Here is an 18,663-nt window from a genome sequence, read left to right as displayed (position 1 = left end):
GCTTTCCGCCGCTTGACGCTTGATTGCGTTATATGTACGACATATCAAATCGAACGCAGAGTCGATGAGTTACCGTCTCAATCAATGATAAATATGGGAGGAGGCGCGCATGCGGGCCGGCCTTAAGATCATCGCCGTCATGGGCGGCCTCGTTGCGTCTGGAGCGCTGGGTGCAGCCCATGCCGCGACGCTCGACGAAATCAAGCAGAAGGGCGAGGTCGTCTGCGCCACGCAGGATGCCGCGCCGCCCTACGGTTTCCGCGATACGGCCAGCGGCGGCTATGCCGGCTACGACGTCGAGATGTGCAAGGCGATCGCCGAGCATATCGGCGTGAAGCTCACGCATAAACCCGTCTCGACGGAAGCGCGCATCGGCGAATTGAAGATGGGCCGCGTCGATGTCCTCGCCGGCGCCGTGACCTATCTGCCGGAGCGGGCCGAGCAGTTCGACTTCAGCGTCCAGTATCTCCAGGCCGCGGTGCGCGCCCTGGTGCGCGAAAGCTCCGGCATCAAGTCGCTGGCCGAGCTGAACGGCCAGAAGATCTGCGCCGCCAAGGGCTCCAGCGGCGCGGCGCTCGCGGCACAGAAGTTCAAGGATTCGCAGCTCGTCACGCTGCCGGGCCTGGCAGCCTGCTATCTCGCCCTGCAGAGCGACAAGGTCGCGGGCGTGATCGGCGGCGAGCTCACCATGGCGCGCTTCGCCATCGAGGCGAAGGAAGGCGGCAAGGACCCGGTCAAGCTCCTCGAAGAGCCGGTGGCCCAGGAGCATATCGGCATCATCGTCCAGAAGGGCAATGCGAGCCTGCTCAAGGCGGTCGACGAAACCATCGTCGCCATGGACAAGGCCGGCAAGCTGAGCGCGGCTTACGACAAATGGTTCGGCTCGCAGTCGATCTACAAGTTCAAGCGCGATTTCGCAGTCGAGCCGATCGCCCGCTAAGCCGATGACGCTAGACCTGAGTTTCCTGGCGCGGGGAGGTCACCTTCCCGCGCTGCTCGACGGGCTCCTCACGACCTGCAAACTCTTCGTCGTCTCGTGGATCTGCGGGTTCCTGATCGCGCTCGTCCTGGCCAATCTCAGGGATGTCCGCTTCGCGCCGGTGCGCTTCGTCGCCGGAATCTACCTCGAATATCATCGCAATGTGCCGACCGTCGTGCAGATGCTGGTCTGGTATTTCGCGATGCCCGACCTGCTGCCGGATTCGATCCGGCTCTGGATCAACCGGGGCAATACCGAATTCCTGTTCGCCTGGATCGCGCTGTCGCTGAATGTCAGCGCTTATTTCGCCGAGGATATCCGCTCGGGAATGCGGGCCATTCCCCATACCCAATATGAAGCCGCCCGGGCGATCGGGCTCGGGGCGCTCGGCGCGCTCGTCTACGTCATTCTTCCGCAAGCGGTGCGGATCACCATTCCGACGATCCTCAACCGCACGCTGATCCTGTTCAAGGATACCAGCCTCGCCATGGCGATCGGCGTGTCCGAATTGACCTATCAGGTCCGGAATATCGAGAACGCCACCTTCCGCGCCTTCGAAGTCTATTTCATCGCGACCATCACTTATCTCGTGATCTCGCTCGTCATCATGTTCCTCGGGGCCTGGTTCTCCCGGCGCTTCGCCGTGACGCACAGGGCCTGACAGCGATGCTCGGCTTCCTCGAGAAATACGGGCTGTTCTATCTCACCGGCGGCTGGCCGGCCTCCGAGATCGGGGGCTTCGCGGGCACGCTGATCCTGGCCGGCGTCGGGCTTGCCGTCTGCTTCCCCCTGGCGATCCTGATCGGACTGGCACGGACCTCGCAGCGGCACGCCTTCTTCATCTCGGCGACAATCTGGGTCTATGCGCTGCGCGGCATCCCGCTGCTGATGGTGCTGCTCTGGTCGTATTTCCTGCTGCCCGAGCTGACCGGACATTCGTTCACGCCCTTCACCACGGCGATGGCGGCGATCATCGTCTATGAATCGGCCTTCATGGCGGAGATCGTGCGCGCCGGCATCCAGGGACTGCCGAAGGGCCAGATGGAAGCGGCGCGCTCGATCGGGCTCGGCTACTGGCAGGCAATGCGCGAAGTCATCCTGCCACAGGCGCTGGTCAACATGATCCCGTCCTTCGTCAACCAGTTCGTCTCGACGGTGAAGGCGACCTCGATCGTCTACATCATCGGCGTGTCCGAGCTGACCTTCGTGGCGCAGCAGATCAACAATGTCGAAGTCGGCAACCCGATCCGGACCTATGTCGTCCTGGCCTTCTTCTACTTCATTCCCTGCTGGGGTCTCTCGCTCCTGTCGCGGAAGATCGAGCACAGCATCAAGGCGCGGCAATCGAGCGCCGCCGCCGTCCGGTGAGGAACTCCATGGCAAGCGATAGGCAAGGCGCGATGGTCGAGCTGCGCGGGCTGGAGAAATCCTTCGGCTCCTACAAGGTGCTCGACGGCATCTCGGGCGCGGTGAACAAGGGCGAAGTCATCGTCGTCTGCGGGCCGTCCGGCTCCGGAAAATCGACGATGATCCGCACGATCAACCGCCTGGAGGAGATCGACGGCGGCTCGATCATCGTCGACAGCCGCGACATCCACGACAAGGCCTATGACATCAACACGCTGCGCTCGAAGATCGGCTTCGTGTTCCAGCAGTACAACCTGTTCCCGCATCTCTCGGCGCTGCAGAACGTCACGCTCTCGCCGATCAAGGTCGCGAAGATGCCGAAGGCCGAGGCCGCCGACCTCGCCGCGCATCTGCTCGAAAAGGTCGGGCTGAAGGACAAGATCAACGCGATGCCGGCCAATCTCTCCGGCGGCCAGCAGCAGCGCGTCGCGATCGCCCGGGCGCTCGCGCAGAACGCCTCGGTCATGCTGCTGGACGAGCCGACCAGTGCGCTCGACCCCGAGATGGTCGGCGAGGTCCTGCAGGTGATCCAAAAGCTCGCCGAAGAGGGGATGACGATGATGGTCGTCACCCATGAAATGGGCTTCGCCAGCAAGGCGGCAGATGTCGTCTGGTTCATGGACCAGGGCCGGATCATCGAAAAGGCCAAGCCCGAGGCCTTCTTCAACAACCCGACCCATCCGCGCCTGCAGAAATTCCTCTCCGACCTGCTGCACTGAGCGGCCGGGCCCCGCTTAGCGGACCAGGGTGGCTCCGGATCGGAACTTATCGAACGGCCTGAAGACGATCCCGATCTGGCGGTCGAAACCGCCGATATCCGCAATCGCGCCGGATCTGGAACCAACTCAACGCCGATCGGTCGGCCTTCTTTCCAGGCAGGCGATTGAACTCATCGGCGATCGGATTGTGTGAACCTTGCTGTCAGGCGGGATGGCTCACACAATCCAATCGCCTTGCTTGAGCTTGCCCGGCCACGAGCTCTCAGTCGCCGCTGCCACGCAACCGACCTGCGCCATAATCAGACATAGAGCAACTGCCCGGAAGTGAGCGCTTCCAGACCTGTTTTCCGATGCCGCCTTCGACCCAAGTCGGACATCGGACATTAGGTGAGGCTGTGACCCCAGATTGGCCCGTGGCGACATTCGGACGGCTGGGTCCGGGCCGGTGACCTGTTGGTCTGGCAAGACAGAGGCCAAGGCGGCATGTCGCCGCGCTCTGCGGATGCGCTCCAACTACTCGATGGCGCGACGGGCCAAGCGCCGTCAAAATACGTCATCCCAGCCCTGTCGACGGGCCGCTGCCGATGGCTGGGAATACCTGCTTTACAGGCCGTGGCTGCGTCTTGGAGCGGGCTTCGCTGCACGACTGCGATCTCTGCCGTGCGGCATACCGCACCCTTGCTACGCCCGGCATGAAGCGTGCGATCCGAGCAAAAGCTGATGAAATTCGGCGTGCTGCCCGGCCGACGGCTCAGAGGCGCCCCTCTATCAGATGACAAGCAACCTCATGCTCATCATCTGTGCGCAGAAGCGGCGGAGAGATCGTGGCGCAACGATCGAAGGCGCGTGGGCAGCGCGGATTGAAATGACATCCTGCCGGCGGGTTCAGCGGACTGGGCAATTCGCCCGTAAGGGCCGTGAATCTGCGGCGCGCCGGATCGAGCCGTGGGATCTCGGACAGCAAGGCCTGGGTATAGGGGTGCTGGGGCGCGCGGAAGATCTGATCGACGCTGCCCTGTTCGACGATACGCCCGAGATACATGATCGCGACCCGGTCCGAGATGTGCTCGACCAACCCGAGGTCGTGGCTGATGAACAGATAGGTCAGCCCCAGCTCATGGCGCAGGTCCATGAACAGATTGATGATCTGCGCCTGGATCGAGACGTCGAGCGCTGCGACCGATTCGTCGCAGACCAGCAAATCCGGCTGCACGGCAAGAGCCCGCGCGATGCCGACCCGCTGGCGCTGGCCGCCCGAAAGCTCGTGCGGGTAACGATTGCGCAGATGGGCCGGCAGGCCGGCATAATCGAGATAGCGGCCGACATAACTCGCTTCGTCGAGCCCACTTGCGGCGATAAGCCCATGCACGCGCGGCGCTTCGCCCACGATCCGCTCGACGGTGATGCGCGGGTCAAGCGAGGCGAACGGATTCTGGAAGATCATCTGCATGCGCAGCTTGGCGGCGCGCCAGTCGCGCCTTGCAAGCATCGCGGTATCGCGGCCACCCCATAACAGCCGCCCACCGCTGAGGGCAGTGATGCCGGAGATCATCCGGCCAAGGGTCGACTTCCCGCAGCCGGATTCGCCGACGAGGCCCAGGACCTCGCCACGCCGAACCTCGAGCGTCACCGCATCGACCGCCCGCACCTGAGGTGGCGGCGACAACAGCCCTGCGCGCTCGGCGAGCCGGCCGATCAGATCACGCTGCGACCCGAAGCTTTTCGAGCCCGCATCGAGCCGTGCAATACAATCGCCGATACTCATCGCACGCATCCCTCCTGGACGGGGTGGGCGCAGCTATGCCACCGATCACCGTCGGCGCGCCGGCTGGGGAGGGCGCGGCAGGCATCGTCGGCGGCCTCACAGCGTGGCCGAAAGGCACAGCCCTGCGGCATGGCGAAGATCGAGGGCGCAGTGCCGGGGATCTGGAAGAGGCGCTGGCCGCGGCCATTGCGGCTCGGCACCGAATGCAGGAGCCCGTTGGTGTAGCGGTGGCGCGGATTGCGGATCACCTCGCCGACCGGACCGTGCTCGACGATCCGTCCGCCATACATGACCGCGATCTCGTCGGCGAGGCCGCAGACGATCGACAGATCATGGGTCACCCAGATCAGCGCGGTGCCATGGCGCTCGGTCAGGCGCTGCACTTCGGACAGGATCTGCGCCTGGATGGTCACGTCGAGCGCCGTGGTCGGCTCGTCCGCGATGATCAGATCCGGACGATGCAGCAGAGCGATGGCGATCGACACGCGCTGCCGCATCCCCCCCGAGAATTCGTGCGGATAGCTGTCGAGCCGCTCATCGGGGCGGGGGATGCCCACCTGGCCCAGCGCATCGCGGGCCCGCGCCCGGGCTTCCTCCTGCGAAACCTTGTCATGCGCGAGCACGGTCTCGATCAATTGGGTGCTGATCCGGAGCACCGGATTCAGCGTCATCATCGGATCCTGGAAGATCATCGCGATGCGCTTGCCGCGCCATTCGCGCATCTCCTCGTCGGACAGCCTCGCCAGATCGGTCCCATCGAACAGGATCTGTCCTGCGGCGATCCGCCCGGGATTCTCGATCAGCCCCATGATCGAGAGGCCGGTCACGGATTTGCCCGAGCCCGATTCACCAACCAGCCCGAGGATGCGCCCCCGCCGCAGCGAAAACGAGACATCGTTGATCGCGATCCCCTCGCCGCCTTCGCCGCGGAAGGCGACCGTCAGGCCGCGCACGTCCAGAAGCGGGGCTTCCGATGAACGCGCTGCAATCGGGCCATGGGTCATTGCAGTCTCCGCACGTTGATGACGTCGCGCAGATGATCGCCGACCAGATTGATCGCCAGGATGATCACCAGGAGCATCAGGCCGGGATAGAGGCTGATCCAGTACTTTCCCGACAGGAGATACTGGTAGCCATTCGCGATCAGCAGTCCGAGGCTCGGCTCAGTGATGGGCACACCGATCCCGAGAAAGGACAGCGTGGCCTCGAGCGTGATGGCGCGTCCCGTCTGCACAGTTGCGATGACGATCAGCGGCGGCAGGCAATTGGGCAGGAGATGCTGGAACAGAATGCGCCAGCGCGGGATGACGAGGCATTCCTCGGCTTCGATATACTCCTTGCGCCGCTCGACCATGGCGACGCTGCGGGCCACGCGGGCATAGGTTGCCCATTCCACGATCACGAGAGCGAGCACGACATTCATCACCCCGCGCCCGAGCACGGCGAGGATCATCAGCGCGATGAGGATGGTCGGGAAGGAGAGCTGCAGGTCGATCACCCGCATCACGAGCGCTTCGATCCGGCCCCCGCGATAGGCCGCGAAAATGCCGATGCTGGTGCCGAGAATTGCCGCAGCCAAGGCCGAAACCACGCCGACCATCAGCGAGGTTCGCAGCCCGTAGACGATGCCGGACAGCATGTCGCGGCCCTGATCGTCGGTACCGAGCCAATAGGTATAGCCCGCTGCCGAGGGCGAGCCGGGAGAGAGCTGTCCGTCGAGCACATCGAGCTGCATCAGGTCGTAGGGATCCTGCGGCACGACCAGCGGTCCGAAGACCGCCAGCAGGATCAGGCCGAGCAGCACGCCGAGCCCAGTGACCGCCAGCCGCGAGCCGACGAATGCGCGCCATATCCGGCGTGCAGGCGAGCGCGATCGCGGCGGCGCAATGTCGGAGTCCGATGGGTCGAGACTGGTCATCAGGAAGCCATCGTCAAAAGCTGGACAACCGCACGCGCGGGTCGAGCAAGGTGTAGAGGATGTCGACGATCAGATTGATGGCGACGAAGAGGAAGACGATGATGATCAGGTAGGCGACGATCATCGGCCGATCGAGCATGTTGATGCTGTCGATGATCAGCTTGCCCATGCCTGGCCAGGCGAAGATCGATTCCGTCACCACCGAGAAGGCGATCAGCGAGCCGAATTCGAGCCCGATGATCGTGACCACCGGGATCATGATGTTCTTCAGCACGTGAACGTAGAGGATGCGCGGCCGCTTCAGCCCCTTGGCCCGGGCGAATTTCACATATTCCTGCGGCAGAACATCCCGCACGCCAGCGCGGACCATCCGCATGACCAGCGAAATCTTGAAGATCGCCAATGTCATCACCGGGAGCGCGAGGTGGCGCAACCCGTTGCCGGTCATGAAGGACCATTCGATACCGAAGAGCTGCCCGGTTTCGCCGCGGCCTCCGGCCGGAAACCAGCCGAACTGCACCGAGAAGATCAGGATCAGGATCAGGCCGAGCCAGAAGACCGGCACCGAGAACCCGATAATCGAGCCCGACATCGCGATCTTTGCGGGCAGCGATTCCGGGTGCAGTCCGGTATAGAGGCCGAGCGGAACCCCGAAGAGCAGCGAGACGATCATCGTGCCGATGGCGAGCTCGATCGTCGCCGGCATCCGTTCGAGGATCACCTGCAGGGCCGGCATGCCATAGACGAAACTGTTGCCGAAATTGCCCTGGAGCGCACCGGCGAGGAAGGAAAAGTACTGCCGCCAGAGCGGCTGGTCCAGGCCAAGCTGGGCGATGATCCGCTCACGCTCGATCTGGTTGGCATCAGGCGAAATCAGGATCGCTGCCGGATCGCCGATCACGTTGACCGCGAGAAATACGATGATCGTCATCGCGACGACAACGATGAGCGATTGAACGATTCGCCGTGCGAACCAGGCCAGCATGATCTCTCCTCGGTATGGTCGGGCTCTTCTGTACGGCCCTTTTCGCTACCCGTCCGGATGGAGCGGCCGCGGCGACATGGCCGCGGCCGCTCCTGTCTGTTGCACAAGGCGGGCCGTGATCAGCGGGAGGGATGAACGTCCTGCGGCATGGATGCCTCGTCGGCCCGTCCGGCGTAGCTGAAGCCCTTCTTCACCGCCCAGACATTCTTCTGGATGTAAAGCGGCAGGATCGGCATGTCCGCGACCAGCATCCGCGTGACGTCCTGGAGCATCGCTTCACGCTTGGCGTCATCCATCTCCGAGGTCGCCGCGGCCAGGGCCTGGTCGAAGGCAGGATTGCTATAGCGGCCGCGGTTGATCGAGCCCGTGCCCTTTGCCTTGTCGAAGGTGGCCAGCGTGTTGGTCATGCCGATGCCCGGCTCGCCGCTACTACCCCAGGTGCCGAGGAAGGCTGCGAATTCCTGCGCGCTGGCGCGGCTCTGGAACGGGCCGTAGGGCATGGCATCGACGGCGGTGCGCACGCCGATCCGGGTCCACATCTGGCCGATCGCCTGCAACACGCGCGCGTCGTTCGGGAAACGGTCATTCGAACCATGCAGGGTGATCCGGAAGCCCTCGGGATAGCCGGCCTCGGCGAGAAGCTTCTTGGCGCCGGCCGGATCGGCCGACGACGGCGCCAGGTCCTTGGCAAAACCATAGGCGTCGGGTGGCATGTACTGCATCGAGGGGATGGCGGTTCCATCCATCACCCGATCCGCCAGCACCTGGCGATCGATCGCCAGCGAAAGGGCCTTTCGCACCCGCACGTCCTTGAGAGGATTCGTCGCCAGAGGCTTGCCGGCGTTGTCGGTCAGGAACACCGGATCCTTGGTGCGCGCGTTGTCGAGGTTGATATACATCAGCCGCAGCCCGACTTTGCTGACCACCTTGGCATTGGCATTCTGCGAGATGCGCGGCACGTCGGCGCTGGCCACCTGATCGATCAGGTCGACATCTCCGGCGAGGAAGGCCGCGGTCCGGGCAGCGCTGTTGGTGATGATGCGGTAATCCACGCTTTCCCAATCGGGCGCCGGACCCCAGAAATCCTTGTTCCGCGCGAGCTTGATCCCCGCATTGGTGCTGCCCGAGACATAGCGGAACGGCCCGGTGCCGATCAACGCCCGGCCGGCATTGAAATCCTCCGTGGTGGCATTGGCGTGGGTGGCGCTGTCGAGGATGGCGATGTTGTGCATCATCAGCGGCAGGATGGGCACCGGATATTCGGTCTTGATGCGCAGGGTGTAGGGGTCGACGATCTCGGTCGCGCTGATCCCGCGCAGGTAGCTGGTATAGGGGCCGGGGCTGTTCACCACCCGGGGGATGCGCGCGAAGGTGAAGACCACATCCTCGGCGGTAAAATCATTGCCGTTGTGGAACTTGACCCCCTTCCGCAGCCGGAATTCCCAGGTCAGCGGGTCGATCATTTTCCAGCTTTCGGCCAGCCCGGGCAAGACGCGGGAATTCTCGTCCGTCTCGGTCAACCGGCTGAAGATCGTATACGCGAAGGCCGAATTGGGTCCGGCGCTGTGGTAATGCGGGTCGAGCGAGGTGACGTTTCCGCCAAGCCCCATGGTCAGACCCTGCGCCTGGGCGAGAACCGGGGCGAGGACGGCGAGTACCGAGGTCAGCAGAAACTTCTTCATCTGGTTCACTCCCTGTCATGATCCCTGACGAACGAGAGCACGGTGCGGCTGAACGTGGCGGCGTGCTCGCGGAACGGGTAATAGCCGGCGCTGTTGAAGATGCGCAGCTCGGTATCCCTCTGCCGGGGCGTCAGGAGCTCCATCAGATATTCGGCATTGGCAACCGGCGCGATCGGGTCGTTCAACCCCCAGACCACCAGCGTCGGACAGGGGAGGCCCGTCTTGTCCATCACGCGGTGGATCGCCGAGCGGCGCGCTGTCCAGGATTTCACATAGGTGCGCAGATAGCGGTCGTCCTCGCGCATCGTGGCGACGGCGGCGCTGGTCTTGCCTGCCGCGCCGACGGCAACCGGCTCGTCGAGCCAGTCTTCGGTCACGACCTGGTGGCTGAAGGATGCGGTCTCGTAGATCCAGCGCAGGCTTTGCCGGCTGAGGAGAGGCTGTGGCGGGTGGGCCTGGACGATGCTGCGCCGGTCCGAGCCCGGCGTCAGCGCATTGGCCGAAACCAGCGTCAGGCTGCGCACCATTTCGGGATGCTCCACCGCGATCTGCGCGGCAATGAAAGCACCCTCGTCATGGCCGACGATATGGCAGCTCGCCTTGCCGAGCCTGCGCAGCGTCGCCACGACATGGGCGGCGATCGCATCGACGGTGTAGTCTTCAGGCCGCTTCGGATTGTCGGTGAAGCCCTGGCCCAGCCGGTCGATGGCGATGGCATTCACCGCCGGGCCAAGTCGCCGCAGAATCGGCGCCCAGATCGCGGCGCTCTGAATCTCGACCGGATCTCCCGGATACCCGCCGTGAAGGAACAGAACCGGGATGCCGTCTCCGTGCTGAACGACCCGGGTCCGGATGCCGTCCACGTCCAGCATCTGCGGCGCTTCGAAGCCTGCCTCAGTTTCCATCGTAGCAGCCATCGAGGTGGTCCTTCAGGGCGCGGATAAATTGCATCGGGCGTTCGCGATAGAGCGAATGGCCGGACTGGTTGACGACATGCATCGACACGCGCGGCTGATGCTTCGAGACCAGGTGCAGAAGCTGGTACCCCATGCTGATCGGGGCCGTCGGGTCGTTATAGGCCCACAGGATCAGCACCCGCCGCGTCAGCGGCTGATGCTCGAGCCGCATGAACAGATCCTCCCGGTCGGCGAGCAGGCCAGGCAGATAGCGCCGCACGCGCAGCCCGCCCTCGCCCATCGTGCGGATCGCCTCGCGGATCTTGGGTTGGGCCAGAATCTCCAGCTCCTTCTCGAAGCCGCCATCCGCCTTCACCGCCGGATCGAAGTAATAGTAGCGAGCGGTGAACTCCATCGCCTCGCGCGTCCCCGGCGGGTGGGGATTGCGGATGTGGATCGCTTCGTTGCGGGCACCGCCGGGCGCCACAGTATTGCTGTCGCCGATAGTCAGACTCTCGACCAGATCGGGGCGTTCCAGCGTGGTGCGTGTCACCACATAGCCGCCGCGGGAGTGCCCAACCAGATGATAGGGCCCCTTCCCGAGCTTCTCGAGGAAGGCAATGAAATGGCGGACCGAACCTGCCATGGTCCAGCCTTCGTCATCACCGTCGAGCGGATTTCCGGTATAGCCCTGCCCGATGCGATCCACCGCGATGGTCTCGCGGCCCTGCCCGACGAGGGGCAGGATCGATCCGAAGTCGTTCGCCGAGGAGCCGGCGCTGGCATCGCCGATCGTGCCGCCATGCACGAAGACGACGGGGCGCCCCCCCTGCCCCACTGTGAGGTAGCGGGTGCGAACACCCCCTACGTCGATCCAGGATTCCTCCATGAGCGTTCCCTCGATAGCGCCTGCGTTGCGGGGCTTTCCGCAGGTCATTGCTAGAGAGGTTGAATAATTCACTCAAACGAAATAAAAGACTTAATATATTCCTTTTGAGACTTTATCATGAACGAGGATATCGGCAGTCGCGAGCTGCTGGCCTTCAGCACCCTGGCGCGGATGAACAGCTATACCCTCGCCTCGTCGGCGCTCGGGATGACGCAGTCCTCGCTCAGCAAGAAGATCAAGGAGCTGGAAGCGAAGCTTCAGGTCCGTCTCTTCGACCGCACCACCCGCATGGTGCAGATCACTCCGGAGGGGCAGGAATTCCTCCGCCACGCCACGCGTTTCCTCGAGCAGATGGAACGCTCGCTCGAGGATCTGCGGGCACGGGCTGCGGGCGCACGCGGGCGGCTCTCGATCGCGGCCGGCCCACACATGGCGGGCAATATGCTGCCGCCGGTGATCGCCGAGTTCGCGATGCGGCACCCAGAGGTCGATATCGTCCTCTATGACAGCCAGAGTCGTGAAACCCTGAGCCATATCCTGTCCGAGCAGGCCGAGATCGGCATCACGGTCCGCCCGATCGAGATGATCGACCATCCGCAGCTCGACTATCAGCGTTTGGTCGAGCGCAATGTGCCCCTGATGGCGGTGATGCATCGCTTGCATCCGTTGGCCATGCAGGCCGATGTGACCCTGGAAAATCTCCACGTCGAGCGAGTTTTGCTGCTGCGCCAGACCAGCGCTGCAGCACAACTGGTCGAGCCTGCATTGGTGGAGAGCGGGACAAGCTTCGACCAAGTCTTCGAGGTCTCGCTGATCGATACAGCGCTCGGCATGGCGGCATCGGCCTACGGGATCGCGATCCTGCCTGGCTATGTGAGTTCACGCCACCGCGAGGACATCCTCGCCTATCGCCCCATCCGCGGAACCTCCGTCCGATTCCACATCGCCCTGCAGTTCCTCCGCGGCCGCTCGCTGTCGGGCCCGGCCCGCAGCTTCGCCCGCTATCTGCAAGCCTCCCAGAGCCCGTCCCGGAGGTCTGAGTGATTGCACGTCAGATGTCATCTGGCCGTGCCCCGATCATCGGGCATCCTTTCCTTGCAGCAACGCCGCGGCGATCGGATCGACTTGATAACCTCCGAATACCCGGCTCCAGAACTAGCAATGGCAGCTGGACTGCTTCGCAAGCCGATTTGCCGCGGGGTAGTTAAGCGCGGACGATCGTCCGCTGGAGCTGCGAAGGGACGAGAGCTGCCTACTCGCTGCAAAATCAGCTGGCGTCCGCTTGCAGGCAAAGCGCAAAGGCCGGCTGCTGGCGTATCCCGGCCTGATGCATTGGGTGCTCGAACGACCTGCTTGTATGGGAATCCGACGTTCAACGGCCTCTCTGTTGGCTCAATCGCGCCAGGAGCGGACACTCTGAAGCTGCCTGAAAGCGGACATCACCGGGGCGGTTTCCTCCATAAGATCAAGCACAGTCTCATCGACATCACCTTCCATGTTCGTCATGGACGAACTGAAATCGACCATGACGAGTTCACTTGGCTTTGCTGTGTGGTGCGGTGTGAGCGCCCGCGCTATTTCTCCGAACGCGGATCGAAGGCGTGCTGCATGGCGTCGCCGAGGAAATTGACAGCGATCACCGTGACGAAGATCAGGAGCCCGGGATAGATCGCCAGCGCCGGCGCGGTCGTCACCAGCTCCTGGGCGTTGTTGAGCATGTTGCCCCAGCTCGGCGTCGGCGGCACGATGCCGAAGCCGAGGAAGCTCAGCACCGACTCGAACAGGATGACGCGCCCGACGGTCAGGGTGAAGGCCACGATGATCGGCGTGATCGTATTGGGCAGGATGTGCCGCGCCATGATGTAGAGCGCATTCGCACCGCTGCCGCGCGACGCGCTGACATAGTCGCGCTCCTTGACCGAAAGAGTGGCGGCCCGGACGATCCGGGCGATGGCCGTCCAGTCGACCAGGGCGATGATCAGGATAATCCGCCAGAAGGCGACCGATTGCGAATGGGCGGCCTCGGCGGAGAAGCCGAGCTTGGTCAGATCGACAGCGCCGAGGACGATCAGCAGCGGCAGCAGCGGCAGGGCGATCATGCCGTCGGTCAGCCGCATCAAGGCGTTGTCGAGACGGCCGCCATAATAGCCGGCAAGCAGCCCCAGCGAGACCCCGAACACGCCGCCGATGATGGTTGCCAGCAAGCCGACCAGCAGCGAAACCTGACCGCCATACATCAGCCTTGCCAGCACATCGCGCCCGGCATCGTCGGTCCCGAGCCAATGCTCGGCCGAGATCGGCTGGTAACGCTTGAACAGATCGGTCTGCGTGGCATCAACGCCGCGCCAGGCTTCCAGCGGCCCCGCCATCAGGCAGAATACAACCAGCAAAGCGAGCACGACGAGACTCGCGACGCCGGTGCGGTGCGCGCGAAAACGACGCCAGCGCAGCGCCCAGATCGTCTGTGTCGCGACGGTGCGCGGCTTGCCGCCTTCGCTTGGCGCCATCGGCGTGTCCAACGTGCTCATTCCAGTCGAATCCGCGGGTCGAGGGCGACATAGGCCAGATCGGCCAGAAGATTGGCCATCAGCGTCGTAAACGTCGCAAACAGCAATCCGATCAGCGCAAGATTGAAGTCATTGGACAGGATCGAGTCATAGATCATCTTGCCCATGCCCATCTGCGCGAACATCGTCTCGGTGACCAGGGCGCCGGAGAACAGCGAGCCGAAGCTCAACGCCATGATCGTCACGAACGGCACCATGGCGTTGCGCAGCGCGTGCACGAGGATGATGCGCCAGCTGCCGACCCCTTTCGCGCGTGCCGTCCGGACGAAATCCATCTGCAGCGTCTCGATCATGGCCGCGCGGACATAGCGGGTGAACTGGCCGGTATTGGCCAGCGTCAGCGCCAGGACCGGCAGCGTGAGATGCCGCACCTGATCCCAGAAGCCGAAATTGCCGACCTGCCCCATGCCGCTCGCCGGCAGCCATTGCAGCCCGACCGCGAAAGTCAGGATCAGCACCAGGGCGAGCCAGAAGATCGGCACCGAGATCCCGGCGAAGGCGAACAGGCTGACGAAGCCGTCGATCCAGCCGCCTGGCTTCAGCGCCGAGACGATGCCCAGGATCAGCGACAGGATCACGCTGAGCGTGAAGCTCGCCAGCATGAGTTTGCAGGTTTGCAGCAGGGCCGGGGTCAAAACCTCCAGCACGGGCCGCGCATGGGTGCGCGAAAAGCCGAAATCGCCGCTCAGCACCGCCATCAGCCAGCGCACATAGCGAACCATGAGCGGCTGATCGAGCCCATAGATCGCCCTGAGATTGGCCATGACCTCCGGTGTCATGCCGGGCTGGCTCGCCGCCATGATGTCGACGGGGTCGCCGGGCATCAGCCCCATCAGCCCGTAGACCACGAACGACATGACGAGCAACACCACGAAGGTCTGCAGCAGCCGGCGGGTGATGAAGGACGCCATCAACCCAACTCCCTATCGCGGCGCGCTGCCGCGCGCCGCAGCATGAGGCCTTGCCCGCTCAGCGGCCGCATCGTCGCGGCCGCGGTTGAGCTCGCAGCTGGTCCGATCACTCGGAACGCCAGTTCTCGCTGAACATCGAGCCGTAATGACCATGTCCGGTCGGCTCGTAGCCCTTCAGCCATTTCGGATAGACATGCGCCTCCGAACGGAAGAACAGCGGGATGACAGGCAGTTCCTCGGCATAGATCTTCTGCATCTCCGCCCAGAGCGCCTTGCCTTCCTCCGGATCGAGCACCGATTCGGACTTGGTGATGAGCTCATCCATGCGCGGATTGGAGAAGTTGATGTAGTTGGCGCCACCCCAGCCATTGGCTTCGGTCGGGATATTGTCGCTCGCCAGCGTCCGGCGCGGCGATTCCGTCACGCTGCTCGACCAAGCGTACATCGCCAGACCGCTATAGGTGCGTTTCTTCATGGTCTCGCCGAAGAGGGTTCGCGCCGGTTCGTTCTTGATGCGGACCTCGATGCAGGCGGCCTTCCAGTTGTTCTGCAGCACGGCCTGCTGCAGCTCGCGCAGGCGGTTACCCGCCGTGGTGGCGAACTCCAGCGACAGGCGCGTGCCCGCGGCGTCGCGGCAGATGCCGTCCGGGCCGGGCTTCCAGCCCGCTTCCGCCAGGATGGCCTTGGCCTTGGCGAGGTCATAGGGGTAGTGCAGCGTGTCCTTGGTGAAATTCGCATTGAGCGGATTGACCCAGGTGTCGGCCACCGGCTGCAGGCCCTGGAACAGGCGGTCGGTCAGCGTCTTGCGATCGGCCGAGTAGATCAGGGCCTGCCGGACCCGCACGTCCTTCAGCAGCGGGTTGCCGTTCTGCAGATCGATATGCTCGTAGTTCAGGCTCGGCTTGAACAGGTACTCGAAGCGATCGGGATGCTGCTTGCGCAGCTCCAGGACCTGATCGATCGACAGGCCGACGCCCTCGCCGCCGATCATGTCGACATCGCCCGACAGGAGATTGGCCTGCAGGGCTGCGGTGTTCTCGATCAGCTTGAGGATGATGCGCTTGAAGCCGGGCTTGGTGCCGGCCCAGTGCGGATTGGGCTCGAGCACGACCTGGGATCCGGAGGTATAGCCGGTGACCATGTAAGGGCCGTTATACAGGCCGGGCGTGGTCGGATTGCGGGCATAGGTCGTCTGCTTGATGTAGTCGCCCGCCTCCTTGGCCTTCTCGTAGACGGGCCCCTCGATATGCTCCGGCAGGATCTGGTCCCACTCGTTATAGGACGACAGCACCTTGTCGAGGGTGAGCACCGCCGTGGTCGCGTCGATGATGTCGAGCTTGACGGCGCGCGTCCAGGGCTGGGAATTGGAGAAACCGGTCTTCGGGTCGCGCCCGAGCTTCCAGGTGAATTCCAGATCCTTGGTCGTGACAGGCTTGCCGTCCGCCCATTTCAGATCCGGCTTCAGCTTGATCGTGACCTCCATGCCCTTGCCGCCATTGGGCAGGTCGATGATCTTGGCCGTGCCGTTCTTCACGCTGGGAAGCTCGACGCAGCTCAGGCAGCTGTTCTTCCAGTCCTTGTCGAACGCCGTGATGTTGCGGATGACGAAGCCCAGCGTATAGGACTTGATCACCTCGGCATCGATGTTGGGGTGGAGCGTCGAGGGGAATTGCGCGACGCCGATGGTCAGCTGATCCTTGGCTGCCTGCGCCGGTGCAGTGGTCATCATCAAACCCGCAATGCCCAGTGCGGCCAGTGTCGTCCTGAAAATCATCAAAATCACCTCCGGCTTCATTCGAGCGCTCACCGTGTCGCCGAGCAGCGACACTGGGCCTCACCTGCCGGCTTTCTGAGACCGGCTTCTGGAATGAGGATATTGCCATCGCTTCACTCAACGCAATCGTCGATCGGCGCTTCCCCGACGCCCCCTGGAAGCGAGCCGAGAAGGACCCGCCGGCTATGCCGGAGTTGGAGCGGCCCCGCTTCGGCGCCCTCTTCACGATTTTGGCGTGCCAGATCACTCTGCCGCCTGAATTCCGCCGAGCATGCGGCTCGAAAGCGGGGCATCGGACACTCCAGATATTGACTTCGAGGGTGTCCACGAAACCGGGCAACTCCGCCTCCAAAGCCTGACGGCAGCCAATGCCCGGCTCTGGACGATTCAGGACGCTCTTCTCCCGCGCCGGTGCGTTGTACTCTGAGCAGCTAAAAAGGGAGGGCGGCCCGGATCTGCAGCTTAGTTCAGAGCGAATCTGCGAGCGGGCTCGTCAGGTCAGCACGGCGACCTGATCGCCTGCTGGAAGATACGGAATTGCACGGTGAAGCGATGGGGGCGGTTCGCTCGACGATCAAGCGGAGCGCGGCCACGCCAGGCGGCTGTGGCCAAGTGGATCCTGAGCTTCCGGTCGCCCTTGGCACGGCGTCGCATCCGTTTTCTGGGCTCGAACGCGAAAACCCCGCCTGTTTTGGAGGCGCGGCGTCGCATCCGTTTTCTGGGCTCGAACGCGAAAACCCCGCCTGTTTTGGAGGCGGGGTTTTTGGCGATATTGGTTGCGGGGGCCAGATTTGAACTGACGACCTTCAGGTTATGAGCCTGACGAGCTACCGGGCTGCTCCACCCCGCGTCGACTTTTTGGCCTTTTGCGTCCTGGATTGGCCTGGCGGCCTGACCTTGGGCGTTCTGGGCTTTAAACGTGAACGCGGCGGCGACTTGTGGTCGACCGCCGCGTTGAAGCGATTTGTCTTTGTGATGAGGGATATCCTTGACAGGCCCGGCAACGACCTACTCTCCCGGGTCTTGAGACACAGTACCATCAGCGCTGAGGAGTTTAACGGCCGAGTTCGGGATGGGATCGGGTTCTGGCTCCTCGCTCAAGCCACCGGGCCGGCGAAGGATATTGGCAAGCATTGGTCTTTTGATTGTCGCGTTGTGTTGGTGTCGCGGACATTGATCATGAGAACGATCAAGCCGATCGAGCAATTAGTACCGGTAAGCTGAACGCATTGCTGCGATTACACACCCGGCCTATCAACGTGGTCGTCTTCCACGGCTCTCGAGGGAGAACTCGTTTTGAGGTGGGTTTCCCGCTTAGATGCCTTCAGCGGTTATCCCGTCCGTACATAGCTACCCTGCACTGCGGCTGGCGCCACAACAGGTCCACCAGAGGTACGTCCACCCCGGTCCTCTCGTACTAAGGGCAGATCCTCTCAATTCTCCTACACCCACGGCAGATAGGGACCGAACTGTCTCACGACGTTCTGAACCCAGCTCACGTACCACTTTAATCGGCGAACAGCCGAACCCTTGGGACCTTCTCCAGCCCCAGGATGTGATGAGCCGACATCGAGGTGCCAAACGATTCCGTCGATATGGACTCTTGGGAATCATCAGCCTGTTATCCCCGGCGTACCTTTTATCCGTTGAGCGATGGCCCTTCCACGCGGGACCACCGGATCACTATGGCCGTCTTTCGACTCTGCTCGACTTGTCAGTCTCGCAGTCAGGCAGGCTTATGCCATTGCACTCAACGAGCGATTTCCGACCGCTCTGAGCCCACCTTCGCACGCCTCCGTTACTCTTTGGGAGGCGACCGCCCCAGTCAAACTGCCTGCCATGCGCTGTCTCGGACCCGGATGACGGGTCGCGGTTAGACATCCATGACGATAAGGGTGGTATTTCAAGGATGACTCCACCAGAGCTGGCGCCCCGGCTTCAAAGTCTACCACCTATCCTACACATGCCGACACGAATGCCAGCGCAAAGCTACAGTAAAGGTGCACGGGGTCTTTCCGTCTGACCGCAGGAACCCCGCATCTTCACGGGGAATTCAATTTCACTGAGTCTATGCTGGAGACAGCGGGGAAGTCGTTACGCCATTCGTGCAGGTCGGAACTTACCCGACAAGGAATTTCGCTACCTTAGGACCGTTATAGTTACGGCCGCCG

General features: G+C 63.1%; 15 protein-coding genes, 1 tRNA gene and 2 rRNA genes. 5 read left to right on the top strand and 13 right to left on the bottom strand.

From position 1 onward, the window contains the following. The first annotated feature begins 109 nt into the window (after nucleotides 1-109). Genes J0I42_RS17515 through J0I42_RS17500 form a run of 4 tightly spaced genes read left to right on the top strand, consistent with a single transcriptional unit; the run spans nucleotide 110 to nucleotide 3,105 of the window. On the top strand, nucleotides 110-940 hold the full coding sequence (locus J0I42_RS17515) for a transporter substrate-binding domain-containing protein (RefSeq protein ID WP_291656618.1): 831 nt from the start codon (nucleotides 110-112) through the stop codon (nucleotides 938-940). 4 nt (nucleotides 941-944) lie between these two features. Further along, nucleotides 945-1,640, top strand: a complete 696-nt coding sequence (locus J0I42_RS17510; protein ID WP_291656616.1) for an amino acid ABC transporter permease — start codon at nucleotides 945-947, stop codon at nucleotides 1,638-1,640. Between the two features lie 5 nt (nucleotides 1,641-1,645). Next, nucleotides 1,646-2,347 carry an amino acid ABC transporter permease gene (locus J0I42_RS17505; RefSeq protein WP_291656614.1) on the top strand — a complete coding sequence of 234 codons (702 nt, stop codon included), beginning with the start codon at nucleotides 1,646-1,648 and terminating at the stop codon, nucleotides 2,345-2,347. An 8-nt stretch (nucleotides 2,348-2,355) separates the two neighbouring features. After that, nucleotides 2,356-3,105 (top strand): amino acid ABC transporter ATP-binding protein, encoded by a 750-nt coding sequence (locus J0I42_RS17500; RefSeq protein ID WP_291656612.1) that lies wholly within the window; start codon nucleotides 2,356-2,358, stop codon nucleotides 3,103-3,105. Nucleotides 3,106-3,856: 751 nt separating this feature from the next. Here the strand turns inward: J0I42_RS17500 and J0I42_RS17495 are convergent. The 7 genes from J0I42_RS17495 to J0I42_RS17465 form a co-directional block, all read right to left on the bottom strand. Continuing rightward, the gene (locus tag J0I42_RS17495) at nucleotides 3,857-4,870 is read right to left on the bottom strand and encodes an ABC transporter ATP-binding protein (RefSeq protein ID WP_291656610.1); all 1,014 of its coding nucleotides are present in this window, start codon (nucleotides 4,868-4,870) and stop codon (nucleotides 3,857-3,859) included. Next, nucleotides 4,867-5,874, bottom strand: a complete 1,008-nt coding sequence (locus tag J0I42_RS17490) for an ABC transporter ATP-binding protein (protein WP_291656609.1) — start codon at nucleotides 5,872-5,874, stop codon at nucleotides 4,867-4,869. The genes J0I42_RS17495 and J0I42_RS17490 overlap by 4 nt, the downstream gene beginning before the upstream one ends. Beyond that, the gene (locus tag J0I42_RS17485) at nucleotides 5,871-6,788 is read right to left on the bottom strand and encodes an ABC transporter permease (RefSeq protein WP_291656607.1); all 918 of its coding nucleotides are present in this window, start codon (nucleotides 6,786-6,788) and stop codon (nucleotides 5,871-5,873) included. Before J0I42_RS17485 ends, J0I42_RS17490 begins: the two co-directional genes overlap by 4 nt. Before the next feature lie 13 nt (nucleotides 6,789-6,801). After that, nucleotides 6,802-7,773 (bottom strand): ABC transporter permease, encoded by a 972-nt coding sequence (locus tag J0I42_RS17480; RefSeq protein WP_291656606.1) that lies wholly within the window; start codon nucleotides 7,771-7,773, stop codon nucleotides 6,802-6,804. Between the two features lie 119 nt (nucleotides 7,774-7,892). Beyond that, nucleotides 7,893-9,455 (bottom strand): ABC transporter substrate-binding protein, encoded by a 1,563-nt coding sequence (locus J0I42_RS17475; RefSeq protein ID WP_291656604.1) that lies wholly within the window; start codon nucleotides 9,453-9,455, stop codon nucleotides 7,893-7,895. Between the two features lie 5 nt (nucleotides 9,456-9,460). Next, nucleotides 9,461-10,372, bottom strand: a complete 912-nt coding sequence (locus J0I42_RS17470; protein ID WP_291656602.1) for an alpha/beta fold hydrolase — start codon at nucleotides 10,370-10,372, stop codon at nucleotides 9,461-9,463. Next, entirely contained in the window at nucleotides 10,350-11,240 is an 891-nt protein-coding gene (locus J0I42_RS17465) for an alpha/beta fold hydrolase (protein ID WP_291656600.1), read from the bottom strand. The genes J0I42_RS17470 and J0I42_RS17465 overlap by 23 nt, the downstream gene beginning before the upstream one ends. A 117-nt stretch (nucleotides 11,241-11,357) precedes the next feature. Between J0I42_RS17465 and J0I42_RS17460 the strand changes: the two genes are divergently transcribed. Beyond that, on the top strand, nucleotides 11,358-12,284 hold the full coding sequence (locus J0I42_RS17460) for a LysR family transcriptional regulator (RefSeq protein WP_291656598.1): 927 nt from the start codon (nucleotides 11,358-11,360) through the stop codon (nucleotides 12,282-12,284). 530 nt (nucleotides 12,285-12,814) lie between these two features. Here the strand turns inward: J0I42_RS17460 and J0I42_RS17455 are convergent. The 6 genes from J0I42_RS17455 to J0I42_RS17430 all read right to left on the bottom strand — a co-directional run. Then, the gene (locus J0I42_RS17455; protein ID WP_291656597.1) at nucleotides 12,815-13,768 is read right to left on the bottom strand and encodes an ABC transporter permease; all 954 of its coding nucleotides are present in this window, start codon (nucleotides 13,766-13,768) and stop codon (nucleotides 12,815-12,817) included. Continuing rightward, the gene (locus J0I42_RS17450) at nucleotides 13,765-14,718 is read right to left on the bottom strand and encodes an ABC transporter permease (protein WP_291656595.1); all 954 of its coding nucleotides are present in this window, start codon (nucleotides 14,716-14,718) and stop codon (nucleotides 13,765-13,767) included. The genes J0I42_RS17455 and J0I42_RS17450 overlap by 4 nt, the downstream gene beginning before the upstream one ends. 106 nt (nucleotides 14,719-14,824) lie before the next feature. Then, complete coding sequence (locus tag J0I42_RS17445; RefSeq protein WP_291656594.1) at nucleotides 14,825-16,492, bottom strand: peptide ABC transporter substrate-binding protein; 1,668 nt, start codon at nucleotides 16,490-16,492, stop codon at nucleotides 14,825-14,827. A gap of 773 nt (nucleotides 16,493-17,265) precedes the next feature. Further along, nucleotides 17,266-17,342: transfer RNA gene (locus tag J0I42_RS17440), tRNA-Met, on the bottom strand. 145 nt (nucleotides 17,343-17,487) lie between these two features. Next, a 5S ribosomal RNA gene (gene rrf, locus J0I42_RS17435) occupies nucleotides 17,488-17,602 on the bottom strand. A 75-nt stretch (nucleotides 17,603-17,677) separates the two neighbouring features. After that, a 23S ribosomal RNA gene (locus J0I42_RS17430) occupies nucleotides 17,678-18,663 on the bottom strand; the annotation flags it as partial.

The organism is Allobosea sp. (assembly GCF_017308015.1).
Classification (GTDB): domain Bacteria; phylum Pseudomonadota; class Alphaproteobacteria; order Rhizobiales; family Beijerinckiaceae; genus Allobosea.
This window is presented reverse-complemented; position numbering and strand designations above follow the sequence as displayed.